Genomic DNA, 14,441 nt, shown 5'->3' with positions numbered 1-14,441 from the left:
TTCATTCTTCATTCTTCATTCTTCATTCTTCATTCTTCATTCTTCATTCTTCATTAGTCTATTGCCTTTTGACTTGTTCAGCGAAGCTTCCTGATTTCCTCTACAGGTATGCCAGTAGTTTGGCTAATGGTTTCATCATCCAAAAGAGGCAGAAGTTGGCGTGCAATTGTTTGGGCTTTTTCTTTCTCCCCTTCTTCTTTACCTTGTTTCATTCCTTCTTCTCTCCCTTGTTTCATACCTTGTTTCATCCCTTGTTCTCTTCCTTGTTTCATCCCTTGTTCTATCCCTTGTTTCTCAGCAAAAATAATCAGCCCTTGTTGGTCATGAATAAACATTTCTCGTTTTCCTAGTTCTTCCAACTCCTTCCTGGTTAAATTCGCCTGAGACGCAATCCCAAATGCCTGTTGAAACTCTGGTAGTTGTGCCATTTTATCTGGGACTGTATCTAAAGAAGGGGCATTTTTTAAAAAATACATCCACAACTCATCCAAATCTTCTAACTGCTCCAACTGCTTCTCAAACTTCGGTAACTCTACAAACAATAATTGTAAGTAATTTTCTACGTAGCTGATGTTGGTACTTTTTTCTCGGAACTCAAAATGATTAATTACCTGATTATTCTCAGGAAACATAATAAAATCGGTAATGGTCAGAGCAATCACTGGTTTGAGGTAACGGTAGCCTTCCCCTTTACCTAGTTGTAGTGAGTATGCTTTAGCTGCGTTATACAAAACTCGACGAGCAAAAGACTCTACCTGCAAAACCTGCATTTCAATAATCACTAGAGAACCATCCTTCAGCTTAGCTTTCACATCGAGGAAAGAGTCTTTGAGGATTGGCAGAGGAGAAGACTGATAAGGATCAATAATTTCCAAATCTTGGATGAGAGGTTGATTGTGATAGACAAGAGCATTGAGGAAGCTAATCAGAATCGGCTTACTTTCCTGGGAGGCAAAGATTTTTTTAAAGGCAAAGTCGGTTTTGGGGCTGATGAATTTCATGGCTGAGATTGGGCTGAGGGTGGGTTTACTCAAAAAAGTAGTAGACTACAACTATAGCAATTCTAAGACTTGTGAGGTACAAATATCTAGGTTTTAGGGAGCAGGGAGCAGGGAGCAGGTAAGAGAGAAGAGGGAAGAGGGAAAAAAATCCTGTTGAGCTTACACTCCCCATCTCCCCACCCTTCTCACATTTACTTTCTTTTTTACAACTATGATATCGACCCTACTCCTCCTCCTCTTTTTCCCGGACCCAACGCCAAATTAATAAGCAAAGATTCAAGACTATGATTAGGTTTGCATCAAGGAATAAAGCTAGTAACTCCACAACCAACTCTATTAATAGCCAAATTTTTCTGTTGCGATTAGTCTTCTTGGTCATGGCCATGATTTTCAAGGTAAATGCTTAGTAAGCATTCAGCGGTTAGCCGTCAGCCCTCAGCCTTGGCCAAACACGCTACGCGAATGGCTGATAGCTGATAGCTGATAGCTTAAAATGCTTATGACTTCTACCTTATTGACTAAAAAAATAGGTGTATAGGAGTTTGATATAAATATTGGTAACGGTATTGACTGGAAAGTATTACTAAATAAAAATAGGTAGTTTAAATATGGATTAATAAACTAAAATTTTCTAAAATAAAAATAAATAAAAATTGGTTATTAGCTAACACAATTACAAATCTACATGGCAGAATTTAAGTAAGCAAAAATTTAGCAAGTGGTTCGTTACGGGATGGACTTTCCCAACAATAGCTACCGATTAAATCAGAGTGAGCCTTTTGGTGGTGCGTTACGGGACGGACTTTGCCAACACTGACTACCAATAAAATCAAGGCGAGTCCGTCTTATCACGCACCCTACGCAACTGTGCTTCCCTTGCTGATTTGGTCCTAGACCTAACCCAAAGTGGGATCGAAATTCACTGTATGCGGGATCTGACTCGTGGTGGTTTGGCCAGTGCTTTAAACGAAATTGCCCTTGGGGCTAATCTTGGCATCCATATTGATGAAAGTCTGATTCCAGTCAAGGAAGATTTACAAGGAGCCTGTGAAATTCTGGGGTTCGATCCGCTTTATGTGGCCAATGAAGGTCGATTTGTGGTTATTTTACCGGAGCAAGAGTCACAAAAGGGTTTGGAGATTATGCGATCGCACTCCTTGGGAAAAGATGCTGGTTTAATTGGCAAGGTAACAGACGAGAATTCCAGTCTAGTCACTATGCAGAGTAAAATTGGTGCAACCAGGGTCGTGGATCTGTTAAGCGGTCAACAATTACCACGTATCTGCTAATAGGTCAGGTTGTGGGATATCAAAACTGGGCAATTCCAGGACTTCAAGGGATATCAAGATGGGTAGGAGTTTATAAAGATTCAATCTCTTCCCGAGAAAGTTGGGTGATGTTCATAATAGTCTCCACATCTAAACCTTGTTCCCGGCAGGAACGTGCTATCGCTATTTTTTCTTCTTTTTTTCCTTGTTGGATACCTTGTTGAAGACCTTGTTCGATCCCCTCTTGTTTTCCTTGTTGGATACCTTTTTCCATACCTCGAATTTCTGCCTGTTCCACTTGCCATCTCGTCTCAAACTCTTGGGTACTGAGTATACTGGCTTCGTCACGCTTATTTTTTAGGTAACGCTCGTAAGCTGCTCTTTCTTGTTCTGATAAATTAGTGACTCGCAGCGCCTCCTTCGCTTCTTCTATTCCTTTGGCCGAAAATTCCGTTTTGATATCGCTGTTTTTGAGAAAATAAATCCATTCATCTAAGCTAGTTTTCGCTAATTCCTTAAAATTATTTACTTTCAGCAGATAGTATTCTGGGAAGATATCTGCTACTTTGTTGATGTTAAATTTGAACTCCTGAGTTTTGGTCGGTTGCAGGATATCCCCAAGATTAGCCCCAACAAACTCTCCGCGATAGGAATAAATATAGTCATCCCCCATCCCCAAGTTAAAGTAGACTATATTAATTGAATATACTTTCTTAATTTCACCATACTCTTGACCTTTTCCTAAGTATTCGGTGACTAACTTAGACGCACCGTAGAGCATACGGTGGAAATAATCGTGTTGAGGGTTGTTTTGTACTTCAATCAGGACAAGCTCGCCATCAGTGGTTTCAGCGAGAATATCAACTCGGTTGGTTTTATCATCGAGTGTCTCTTGATTAGCTTCGCTTTCGAGAAGGGTTTTGATGGTAATATCGAAATGCAATAACTCGCTTAAAAACCCTTCCAAAACACCAAAGTTAGCTTTATTACGCAGCAGTTTTTTGATTGCCCAATCAAAGCGAATATGTGTGTCTGGCATTGTCTTGTGCTGGTGCTACTGTTCTCGATTATCTCGATTATAGGTAAATTTTACGCTGAGGATGCCCTGTGCCAAGAGAATGAGGAACCGAGAGAGGGGGAGACAGGGAGATATCGAAAGTCTAGGAACGATTTAATGAGCTTTTCGAGTATCTAAATCAAAATTTGGACTAAAAATATGACTCATGACAATGTCAATTACTTAACCACATTCAGTTGATTCTATTACTTCTATAGCAGTACGAACTCAGATTAGGACAACTCTTACTTCTAAAACCTTGTTAGAGTCAACTTCTGCCTTCTGCCCTCAGCATAGCTGCCTTGCCCGTAGCGCTATATCACTCAGGTTTTTTGTGCCAGGGCAAACCAGCGCCGGATTAACTCTACCTGGAAGCGATAACCTTCATCCTCTTTCTCAATTAGCTCACGCCTCAAGAGCAAGTTGAGAGTGCTGTCCAGTTCATTGGGAAACTTACAGGATAAGGCTTCTCGACTTACTATCGACCCTTCCCCCTCTGCCGCAAGGAAACATAGCACTTCTAGCCCAGCAGCGTCTATTTGGTTTGTTTCGATATCAGCAAAGAAAAAGCTACCACGTTCTAAAGCTTCTGGTATTGCGGCTTCAACGTCGGATAGCTTAGCCAGCCTGCGAACCGTAGGTGTTTGCTCATTCTTAAGTGCAACAATCTCAGCGCAGAGGAGTTGCACTAGAAAGGGATGACATCGGGTAAGTTCTAGCACGCGCTGAAGGGCTTCTGGCTCATAGCGTAGAGCAAAATCCTTGACAGGTTGCTCAATCAACTGGCGTGCTTCGGCTTCTTTCAGGTAACTAATATGTATCACCTGGACATTGATCAGATAGCTAGCCCAGCGCTGAAATTCCTCTAGAGTATGGGAGCCAGCCAGTAAAACTTTGAAGCGGGGACGGTGCTGGATTAAGTTCCGTAGCATACCTAAAACGTCCTCTTCCTCAAAACGTCCTTTGGCTATAGCCCTGTCTAGAGCTTCAAACTCATCTAGAGCAAGTAAGACCGTATTTTTTTCAAGTGCTAGCTCGACATCATCCAGCCATTCATCAAAGCGAGTGAAGGGATCTGCCTTTAGTGCATCCCGAGTCAAAGGGAGCAGAGTTATGCCTCGTTGCCTTTTAGCTAAGTCCACCATTTTTCTGGCAATGTTGTAGAGAAGACCAGCATGGTCAGTTGCCCGTGTAGCTGGTCCTTGTAAGTCCACAAATAGAGGGACAATTGTATTGGGGAGCAGGCGTCCCAGGTTGTAGAGTAGGGAAGTTTTCCCCATGCGCCGCTGACCGTAGAGGAGCAAGGGTGGTCTGCGCTGGTCTAGCAGCAATTGCTCGATTTGAGCAGTAACGTCAGTCCGCCCAATGAAGATTGCCTGCTGTTCTGTCAGAGGAACTCCAATAATGTAGGGAGAGTCAATGTCTTGATGCAGTTCAGCTGTTTTTGCCAGTTCGCGCACATGATTGGTTAAGATTTCACGCCAACTGTTAACTATCGGACGGAAACGCTTGGCATACCTGTCACTGCTGCGGTTCAACTCTAGTGATAACCCATTTAGGCGGTCTGCAATACCCATAAGGGCTAGACGCTGGTTATAGGAACTTTCCTGATTCAGAGCAGCATTTACATCCTGACTGATCCGACTTAAGCTGTGCAGCAGGGGACTGGCTGGAACGTCCAATTCGTCAGTTATTAGGCTACGATGAGCATGTCTAATGGATTGAACATCCTTACAGTTTTCTAACTGTTGGGCATCCTGTTTGAGTTGCTTTACTTGATGCCTTGGTAAACCCAACTGTCTGATCCACACAAAGAAACCTATTAGCTGTTTTTGAAGTTGGCGAAGTCCCACATAGTGGACATTTCCTTCCTTAGCTAAGGTAGGCCAGGCTTTAATTAGGTGGGTAGTAGGAATCATTATAGCGAAATTGTAATCTGGTGCGATTACCACAAGCATTCCAATCACCCCTTTCAATTTCTCATCCCAAATCGGTGCGCCAATACAGCCTGTGCTCACTGGTAATTTAGTTGTTATTTCTATTTGTATGTCACCAAAGACCAGCGACCCCCTCAAAACTCCGAAAAGCCACGTGCCTGTATCCAAGTTCATCATCCCAAACACAAAAGTCCTGAAGGGATGCCCCCAGACATCCTCTGCCACAACTAGTCTTGCAGGTCGAGCCTGGTTTGGAAGAGGAGTTTTTAATTCCAGCACTGCAATATCATAAATATCTTCAATATCTTCTTTAACTTGTTTGTTTTTGTCATAGGATCGATACTTAGAGGGTCGCCAGAAAACTACCCGAGCTATGATCCTCTTTTTTGGTCTTAGTAGGGGAAAATCGATGTAGATTGGCTGCTCAGGCAAATTATCTGCATTGTATTTGATATCTAGAGCCCTCATAATCAAATTGGAAGTGGTGAATACATACCTCTTAGACACTAAGAAGCCAGCACCGACAATGTCACTGCCAATACCATAAATTCCCACCATAGAGGTCTCTAGTGTTGTTTTCATTCAATTACTTTCGCTTTCAGTTTGAATTTTTATTCTTGAGCCAGTTGCAGTCCAATCAGCAGTAATCTGGAGTGCTGTATAAATCAATCAGTGTAGGAATTGCAGGGAACAGTTAAGTGAAGTGATGACCCCTATAATAAGTATCGAAATGGTTTTATCTGTTTTAGTCCCTCTTCTCGCCATTGATCATCGGTTTCGTTATCTTCTATGGTGAAAAGGCGTTCTCGACAGAGGATTTGCAGTAGCAGTGGCCAGCGTCCACTTTGGTTCAGAATCCATTCTCTGTCCTCAACAGGGAAGGAAATGGGGGAGCTAGCTATCAATTCCCGGGCTTCTGGCTCTTTCAGCGGTCCTAGAGTGGTGGTGTAGCCGAAAATGTTGAAAAAAGGTGAACTGTGACCGGTGTGGTGAGCTAACTCAATTGGTGATTCCGGGGTTGCTAACACAAACCCTAGATTACCTTCTGTGTAGTTGGTTGCCAAGGAGCGCAAACTCTCCCAGAACTCATCATCTAACTCTGGGCACCGTTGTAACCCTACGCCAATCTCATCCATTAGAATTACTGTAGGCCTGTTGAGGTTGTCACTGACCAAGTCCATGAAACAATCGAGGTCACAAGCAGCAGGCACTGGAATTCTCAAGCATTCTAATATGTAGGCAAGCAGTCGTTCTCTGCTTGCCATGCGCGAGTCTTGGAAGTCTATAAATATCCAGCAATAGTTTTCTGGATTCGGCAACCAGTCACTCTTTTGACCAAGACGTAACTGTTCTGACGAGGTGGTGGTTATATTTTCTAGATATTTCAGTAGAGAAGTCTTACCACTGCGCCGTTTACCAATGATGGCAGCATTTTGCAGGGGATGGTGTTTCAATAAGTTGAAAAGACGTTTTATTTCCCGCTCACGTCCGAAAAAGTTGCGGGGATGAGTGATGGGGGGACCAACGATAAAGGGTGAGGGGTTATCGACGGTTTTTAATAATGCCCTAGGCTTCTTTTTCGTAGATGCTTCAGCAGGTAAGAGTGCTGGATCCCTCTGTTCTATTATTAGTTCAGCTATTAGTGTCCGCATGCCCTCTGCTGTGGGTAGCCTTTTTAGCTGTTCTTGGATCTTTTCTATTTTTTGATGTAAACTTTCTATCTGCTGGAATTCTAGAACTTGAGCAGGTGTCCGCGTCAGTTTGACAATCTGGATAAAAACAGCGGTAAATTCGTACAACTCTTGACAGGGATTAATTCCTAGTTCCCTAATCTCATCTCCCAATGTATTCCAATCGAGAAAATCCTCGGTTTCTTGAAGGATAATTGAAGGGTCATTTTGATCTAGTGCTTGGCGGAATGCCTGTTGGATATCTTTTTGCCGGAAAAGTTCGAGGATTGGCTTAGGTTTGCCAAGGCCGTACTCGACAAGGGCGTATTGGTAAACTCCAGAAAAATCGGCGGGTGGATGATCGGGATCTAGATTAAATTGCTTTAGTAATTTGATGACAAGCTCATCGCGCTCAAGCTTCTTCTTGACAACAGAATTCCCTAAACCTGCAATAGCGCTAATTATTGGGTTAAGGTTGACTGGTGTCATAATCAGTTTCCTAGATGGCTAAATTGGTCATTTTGATCATAATCACCATAATTCATGCTTAATACTTGATACTTCTGACTTTATTCATGCTGGTGTAACCAAGCGTTTCCGGAGGGATTCTGCTCGACGCTTAGCGGTAGAATTCTTGGGGTCATATTTGAGCGCCTCATCATAAGCTTCTAAGGCTTGAACAATTAATTGCTTGCGCTCGTAAACATGACCGAGATTGTTGAGGACTGTGACATATCCAGGCTCTTGCTTCAAAGCTTCTTTGTACTGGCGAATAGCGAGATCATACTGTTCTTTGGCACAGTAGGCAAAACCCAAAGCATTATAGACAGGAGCAAGGTTTTCTTCCTCAGCATCAGTCCCTTTCAAGGCTTTTTGAAATAGCAGGATAGCTTGACCAAAGAGCTTCTTGTCGGCATAAATACTGCCCAACTCGTAATACTCTATAACCGTTCCCCGGTCTTTTTGCAGCTTTTTCTCCAACCGAGAGAGAGTGGTTTCAATTCTACGAGTTTTGATAACTTGGAACAGCACAGCGACAGTAACACCAGCAAGTAGCACTAGCAAAACTGACAGATAAATCGTTGGCAGTGTATCATTCATAAGGTTTGACTTTTTTTCTTCTTAATGGTAATCCCCAAGCAGTTGCTCGTTGAGCTAACCAACCATCTGCTTGCCAACGTGCGATCGCATTATTCACGCGCTGCTTTAGCTTGGTGTATTGTAACCCCTTAGGCATGACTACACACAAAGCTTCACCGGAGAGCCACACTGGTAGCATCCGATACTCAGGATAGTCTTGTACCCAGCCACTCAGAATGCTATTATCGGCAGCAAAAGCATCAGCCCTACCATTTTCTAAAAGCGATCGCGCTTCTTGGTAGGAATCTACTCCCACCACCCTAGATTCCGGTAAAGCAGACTGCACTACGGCAATTGTGCTAGAATGATTGAGTATGGCGATGGTTCTGGTATGGAGATCACCCAATCTGGTAATTAACGGGTCTTTAGTAATCAAACCCGTGCCATCCAGGTAGTAGGGGATACTAAAATCCACCAATCGACGGCGAGGTGCTGTGGCTGTAACTCTAGCAATTGTCAGGTCAACTTCACCGTCCAAAACCACCTTAAGTCGGTCAATATTTCCCACCTGCTGCAACACCACCGCATCAGAATCACCTAAGAGTTCTTCTGCTAGACGTCGTGCTAGGTCAATCTCCAATCCTTGTAACTTGCCATCGGCATCTCTATATCCCAAAGGGCGCAGATTATCTTTGACACCAACAATCAACTGACCCCGCTGCTCTATTTCCTCAAGTTGAGCACTCCGAACCCGTAACGGTGTCAAAAAAGACATCGCCGTCAATCCGAAGACCATACCAAAGTTGAAGAATTTGTGCTTAAGCATCGGTTGGGGAATCGAAATTGGGAAAAAGGTAAGCTATCGGTCGTGGTTTTTGGGATTTTCCTGAAAAAACAATACCAAATTAAATACCAATTTAAATACCGATTTAATACTAATTAAAGATACTAATTAAAGTCGGGTTGGATAATTATTATAATCTATAATAATCAAAAGAACCAAAGGTAATTTTTCTCCCCGACCAGCCTTACCCTTAAGGATTACCCATTTACCCAATAACCCGAGTTTTTCAGCTTGCTAAGCATTCAGCTATCAGCGATTGGCCTCGGCCTATGGTCACGCTACGGGAATGGCCAAAAGCTGATGGCTGACCGCAGACGCCCGTAGCGTGCGCGTAGCGCATATGATGGTTACTCAGCTTTAGCCGCTAACTCCACCACTTTGTTAAAGCTATCTGGATCCAGCACTGCCAGCTGTGCCAACATCTTGCGGTTAATTTGAATATTGGCTTTTTTCATTTGACCCATCAGCTGGCTGTAGCTAATGCCATTTTGACGTGCTGCTGCGTTAATGCGAGTAATCCACAGACGTCGAAAATCCCGCTTGCGCTTGCGGCGGTCACGATAGGCATTCCGCAGCGCTTTCATCACTTGTTGGTTAGCAATGCGGAAGAGTTTCGAGTGGGAACCTCTGAACCCCTTAGCAAGTTTGAGAATTTTTTTGCGCCGCTTACGAGCGACATTACCGCGTTTTACCCGTGTCATGGTTAATTCTAGCTCGTGTGTTTAGTTTAGTAGTGTTAGCAGTTATGGTCTACTGTTAAGATTTACATATAAGGCAACATCAGGCGAACATTATCCGCATCCCGTTCGTCTACCAAGCTCAGTTTAGACAAGCGCCCCTTCCTTTCTGAGGTCTTGTGTTCTAGTAAGTGATTTTTAAACGCTTTGCGGCGTCTTATTTTACCACTGCCAGTAGCTCTAAAACGCTTGGCAGCTGATTTGCGGTTTTTTAGTTTAGGCATTGACGGATTATAATAATGGCACAATTTACTATTGTATACCAATTGCTGCGTAATTAGGTGACCGTCTTATTCGTCTTCTGATAAATTCTTGGGCAAGGTGATGCTAAAGGTTGTTCCAACACCCACTTCACTTTCTAAGTGAATCTTACCACCGTGCAAGTCTACACAACTTTTGACAATTGATAACCCTAGTCCTGTTCCTGGGATGATCCCCACATTACTGGCACGACTAAAAGACTCAAACAATGTTGCTTGGTCTTCTTGAGGGATGCCAATGCCTTGATCAATTATCTGTAAGATGACTTTCTCTTCATCTCCATTTAGCTGTACTAAAATAGTCCCACCATCGGGAGAATACTTAATGGCATTGGAGATGAGGTTAGTGATAATTTGTCGAAGAATTTTGGGGTCTCCTGATATTGGTTCCCAGTCTCTTGCACTACTAAAGATTAGGCTATGTCTAGCCCCAAGGCTTGATTGGATCGGGCCGACTAACTCCTGACAAAATGTTACTAAATTCAGAACAACTGGCTTGAAGTCTAATTTATCGAATTCCGCTTGATTAATGAATAATAAATCATTGACTAGGGTAGTCATATGTTTGACCGCAGCTTGGATCCGCCAAAAATGTTTAACTTGCTGAGAATCATTCAATTGATGACGGTAATTTTCTAGGAGTTCCACAGAGGATAGAATTGTCATTAAAGGTGTACGGTACTCATGGGATATGGTAAAAATAATCCGAGATTTCAGGTCACTGACTTCTTTTTCACGATCCAGTGCTTCACGCAATTGCGATTCCAAGTTGCGTAGCTGTTCTAAGTAATCTCTTAGTTCTACGGTGCGAGCTTGGATTCTGGTTTCAAGTTCTTGATTGAGGGTTTCTAAAGCAGCTTGAGCGGAAATGCGATCGCGAATTTCCTGTTGCAGCAGTTGATTTTGCTCAATGAGTTGTGTTCGTAGCTTGTGCAGAGTCAATTGATTCTCCACACGGGCTAAAACTTCCTCAACCTGGAATGGCTTGGTGATATAGTCAGCACCACCAACACCAAAGGCTTTGACCTTGTCCCAAGTTTCATCCAGAGCACTGATAAAGATTACTGGAATTCCCTCGGTTTTTTGATTAGATTTCAGCTGTTTACAGACGTCATAGCCATCGATCTTTGGCATTATAATGTCGAGTAAAATCAAATCCGGTGGATCACACAATGCTGATTCCAAGGCAAGTAGTCCATCGATCATGCTCCTAACCTGATAGCCTTGGTCAATCAGGATCGAAGATAGCAGCTGCAAATTGGTTGGTGTGTCATCGACAACCATAATTTCTGCCTGAGTTGCCTCAGCTTGATGGTTATTCATGCTTTAATTAGGAAGAGCGAACCATAGGGGAGAAGCAAATTGGGCAGGAGCATACAGACCAGTAGCCCGCTGATCTGATTGAATCAGAAGGCGGTTTGGCTACCAGTGTTCCTACTCAACTATTCCTTAAACATCATCACGGCGAAAGAACAACATTCGGTACACAGGTTCACCACGAGCGAGGGTGGCAATTTCCCGTTCAGTAGGCACTGGCAGGGGGTTGGTTGGCAGCCAAGCAGTCTCTGGCCGGTAGAAGGCTCGATGAGCATCGAAGCGCGATCGCATTTCCACTGCCACTTCCTCTACATCGGATTGTACAAAGACTTCTCCTCCACTGGTCAAATAAGCTCCTAGAGTATCAACCAAGGTGGGCTGCACTATACGTCGTTTGGCTTGTCGCTTCTTGAACCAAGGATCAGGAAATTGAATAGTGACGCGCTGCAAGGCACCATGGGGCCAAGAGCTCAAGAGTGAATCTATAGAACTATTAGCATTACAGAACAAAAATAGGAGATTGCTCAACCCTAAATCCAGCACCTTAGTGTTGGCTTGTTTTACTAATGGTTCCCGAATTTCTAAGCCCAAAAAATTCCAGTCGGGTTGTTGTGTTGCCATCTGCAATAAAAATTCCCCTCTCCCGCAGCCAATATCCAGATGTAATGGTTTAGTAGTTTGGGCATAAACTTGATTCCAATCCGGAACACTCACGGGCATCTGATATTGCTTGCTAAGTGGATTAACGTGTTGTCGCACTCGAACTCTAGCCAACCTTAGCACCTCCTTACTTTACTCAGGGGATGGGGGATCAGGGATTAGGGGTTATATCCCTAATCTAGTTGTAAATGTCAGATCTAGGTGCGCGCCTCCAAGGGCGCGAGGGATTGCTCGCGCCCTTGGGTCGCACCTCAATGAACGCAATTCCGACTCATCTTTATTTATCCTAAATGTAATCTTTAAAATTTTTTATAGACTAAAGCCTAATTATGTAAGGCTAAATTAAAGATTATCCATTCGGAATAGGTAAGCAGTTAAATGTCATCTAAACAAGGGGTTGTAATGGGATAACAGCAAACGTCATGAGCGATAATTTTAATAATTATTAAAATAGGGTTTAATCAAGAAAAGTTTTAGTTATGAGTTTAAATTTTCGCTTTGCCGTGGTAAGTGACCTACATATCGGGTTACCCCACACCATCTGGGATCATCCGAATCGGTTTCATTTGGTAGAAGTTAGTATTCCAGTCCTAGAAAGGATTCTGGAGGATTTAGAGCAGAAAGCCTTGGATTTCCTCCTCCTACCAGGAGACTTAACTCAGCATGGTGAACCAGACAATCATGCCTGGTTACAAAAGCGATTGAGCCAGTTGCCTTTTCCAGTGTACGTCGTACCTGGAAATCATGATGTCCCCAATATCTTACCCAATGAACACTCGATTGGAGTAAAGGAATTTCCCTACTACTATCGCCAATTTGGTTATGAAAATCCCGAGCAGTTGTACTATACTTGTGAAGTTTTGCCTGGAGTACAGCTGATTGGGTTAAATTCTAACCAGTTCGATACCGATGGTAAACAGGTAGGGTGTCTTGATCAGCAACAGCTGATCTGGCTTGAGCAAGTGCTTGCCCAGTGCCAGGATAAATTGGTGCTGGTGATGGTGCATCACAATGTAATCGAACATTTGCCCGATCAAGCTAACCATCCCTTAGGACATCGGTATATCTTGAAAAATGCTCCAGTATTACACAATATTCTCAAAACTTCTGGGGTCAATCTACTATTTACAGGTCACTTGCATGTACAAGATATCGCCTATCAAGAGGGAGTCTACGAAATCACAACAGGTTCATTAGTTAGCTATCCTCACCCCTACCGGATATTGCAGTTGTGTACCGATAATCAGGGCAAAAGATCGTTGCAAATTGAATCTCATCGAGTGGAGTCAGTCCCTGGTTGGGAAAACCTACCCCAGATATCTAGACAATGGATGAGCGATCGCTCTTATCCATTCATGGTGAAACTCCTAACTTCTCCCCCGTTAAATTTACCGTTAGCAGATGCGCAGAAACTTGCTCCGAGTCTACGCTACTTCTGGGCTAATCTTGCTGATGGTGATGCTGTATTCAACTTTCCTGAGTTTCCTACCCCAGTTCGTCGCTATTTTGAGTCATTTAGCTCCCATACCAGTGATGGTAAACCTGCTCTGATTGATAATCAGACCACTCTGTTGCTGACAAAAAAACAATGACTAAGACGGCTTTTCTTGAATAAATTCAACCACCAGAACTAACCTCATAAGCTCAGAAATTTCTTCGACGAGGAAAGCGATCCTCTAGTCCTTGACCTCGACGAAGAAAGCCATCCTCTAGTCCTTGACCTCGAAGAAGAAAGCGATCCTCTACTCCTTGACCTTGACCAGGGAAGCCATCTTCTACTCCTTGACCTTGACCAGGGAAGCCATCCTCTACTCCTTGACCTTGACCAGGAAAGTCATCCTCTACTCCTTGACCTGAATCGGGTAGTAGCACAGGAATTTCCGGTTCCGGCTCAGGTTCTGGTTCAGGCTCAGGTTCCGGCTCAGGCTCGGGTTCTGGTTCCGGCTCAGGCTCAGGTTCAGGTTCAGGTTCCGGCTCAGGCTCGGGTTCTGGTTCCGGCTCAGGTTCCGGCTCCGGTTCTGGTTCCGGCTCGGGTTCAGGTTCAGGTTCCGGCTCTGGTTCAGGTTCCGGCTCCGGTTCTGGTTCCGGCTCCGGTTCGGGCTCGGGCTCAGGCTCGGGGTCAGGTTCCGGTTCCGGCTCGGGCTCAGGCTCGGGCTCAGGCTCGGGCTCAGGCTCGGGCTCAGGTTCGGGTTCTGGTTCAGGTTCCGGTTCTGGTTCAGGCTCCGGCTCTGGTTCTGGTTCTGGTTCAGGCTCAGGTTCCGGCTCTGGTTCTGGTTCTGGTTCAGGCTCAGGTTCCGGTTCAGGTTCCGGTTCTGGTTCTGGTTCAGGTTCAGGTTCTGGTTCCGGTTCTGGTTCAGGCTCAGGCTCAGGTTCAGGCTCGGGTTCAGGCTCAGGTTCCGGTTCTGGTTCCGGTTCCGGTTCCGGTTCCGGTTCTGGTTCAGGCTCAGGCTCAGGTTCTGGCTCAGGTTCCGGTTCAGGTTCCGGTTCCGGTTCCGGTTCTGGTTCAGGCTCAGGCTCAGGTTCAGGCTCCGGCTCAGGTTCAGGCTCCGGCTCAGGCTCGGGTTCCGGTTCTGGCTCGGGCTCGGGTTCCGGCTCAGGTTCAGGCTCCGG

The 14,441-nt window shown here is 44.3% G+C and carries 10 protein-coding genes and 4 pseudogenes; 2 read left to right on the top strand and 12 right to left on the bottom strand.

All coding sequences use genetic code 11. The annotated features are described in order from the left end of the window. Positions 1–77: 77 nt before the first annotated feature. Positions 78–1,001 carry an Rpn family recombination-promoting nuclease/putative transposase gene (locus AC4II3_RS24995; protein WP_488013268.1) on the bottom strand — a complete coding sequence of 308 codons (924 nt, stop codon included), beginning with the start codon at positions 999–1,001 and terminating at the stop codon, positions 78–80. Between the two features lie 869 nt (positions 1,002–1,870). On the opposite strand from AC4II3_RS24995, the pseudogene AC4II3_RS24990 reads away from it, so the two are divergent. Then, a pseudogene (locus AC4II3_RS24990) lies at positions 1,871–2,290 on the top strand (AIR synthase-related protein); the annotation flags it as partial. A gap of 70 nt (positions 2,291–2,360) precedes the next feature. On the opposite strand, the gene AC4II3_RS24985 reads toward AC4II3_RS24990, so the two are convergent. The 10 genes and pseudogenes from AC4II3_RS24985 to trmB all read right to left on the bottom strand — a co-directional run bounded on the left by AC4II3_RS24985 (position 2,361) and on the right by trmB (position 11,945). After that, the gene (locus tag AC4II3_RS24985) at positions 2,361–3,308 is read right to left on the bottom strand and encodes an Rpn family recombination-promoting nuclease/putative transposase (protein ID WP_293066431.1); all 948 of its coding nucleotides are present in this window, start codon (positions 3,306–3,308) and stop codon (positions 2,361–2,363) included. Positions 3,309–3,649: 341 nt separating this feature from the next. Then, the gene (locus AC4II3_RS24980) at positions 3,650–5,845 is read right to left on the bottom strand and encodes an nSTAND1 domain-containing NTPase (protein WP_488013266.1); all 2,196 of its coding nucleotides are present in this window, start codon (positions 5,843–5,845) and stop codon (positions 3,650–3,652) included. Positions 5,846–5,976: 131 nt separating this feature from the next. Next, positions 5,977–6,801 (bottom strand): annotated as a pseudogene (locus AC4II3_RS24975) (ATP-binding protein); the annotation flags it as partial. 219 nt (positions 6,802–7,020) lie between these two features. Continuing rightward, a pseudogene (locus tag AC4II3_RS24970) lies at positions 7,021–7,422 on the bottom strand (NACHT domain-containing protein); the annotation flags it as partial. Between the two features lie 84 nt (positions 7,423–7,506). Then, entirely contained in the window at positions 7,507–8,034 is a 528-nt protein-coding gene (locus tag AC4II3_RS24965) for a tetratricopeptide repeat protein (RefSeq protein ID WP_488013264.1), read from the bottom strand. Then, on the bottom strand, positions 8,027–8,839 hold the full coding sequence (locus tag AC4II3_RS24960) for a transporter substrate-binding domain-containing protein (RefSeq protein ID WP_490722917.1): 813 nt from the start codon (positions 8,837–8,839) through the stop codon (positions 8,027–8,029). The genes AC4II3_RS24965 and AC4II3_RS24960 overlap by 8 nt, the downstream gene beginning before the upstream one ends. Positions 8,840–9,204: 365 nt before the next feature. Then, entirely contained in the window at positions 9,205–9,558 is a 354-nt protein-coding gene (rplT, locus tag AC4II3_RS24955) for a 50S ribosomal protein L20 (RefSeq protein WP_008186586.1), read from the bottom strand. Between the two features lie 62 nt (positions 9,559–9,620). Further along, the gene (gene rpmI / locus AC4II3_RS24950; RefSeq protein ID WP_488013260.1) at positions 9,621–9,818 is read right to left on the bottom strand and encodes a 50S ribosomal protein L35; all 198 of its coding nucleotides are present in this window, start codon (positions 9,816–9,818) and stop codon (positions 9,621–9,623) included. A gap of 66 nt (positions 9,819–9,884) precedes the next feature. Continuing rightward, positions 9,885–11,177 carry a hybrid sensor histidine kinase/response regulator gene (locus AC4II3_RS24945; RefSeq protein ID WP_488013258.1) on the bottom strand — a complete coding sequence of 431 codons (1,293 nt, stop codon included), beginning with the start codon at positions 11,175–11,177 and terminating at the stop codon, positions 9,885–9,887. A gap of 126 nt (positions 11,178–11,303) precedes the next feature. After that, on the bottom strand, positions 11,304–11,945 hold the full coding sequence (gene trmB / locus AC4II3_RS24940) for a tRNA (guanosine(46)-N7)-methyltransferase TrmB (protein ID WP_488013256.1): 642 nt from the start codon (positions 11,943–11,945) through the stop codon (positions 11,304–11,306). Positions 11,946–12,310: 365 nt separating this feature from the next. Between trmB and AC4II3_RS24935 the strand changes: the two genes are divergently transcribed. Beyond that, on the top strand, positions 12,311–13,423 hold the full coding sequence (locus tag AC4II3_RS24935) for a metallophosphoesterase family protein (RefSeq protein WP_488029314.1): 1,113 nt from the start codon (positions 12,311–12,313) through the stop codon (positions 13,421–13,423). A gap of 52 nt (positions 13,424–13,475) precedes the next feature. Here AC4II3_RS24935 and AC4II3_RS24930 read toward each other — a convergent pair. Continuing rightward, positions 13,476–14,441 (bottom strand): annotated as a pseudogene (locus AC4II3_RS24930) (hypothetical protein); the annotation flags it as partial.

Source organism: Moorena sp., assembly GCF_982860115.1.
Note: the sequence above shows the minus strand (reverse complement) of the source record. Positions and strands in the feature narration are given on the sequence as shown.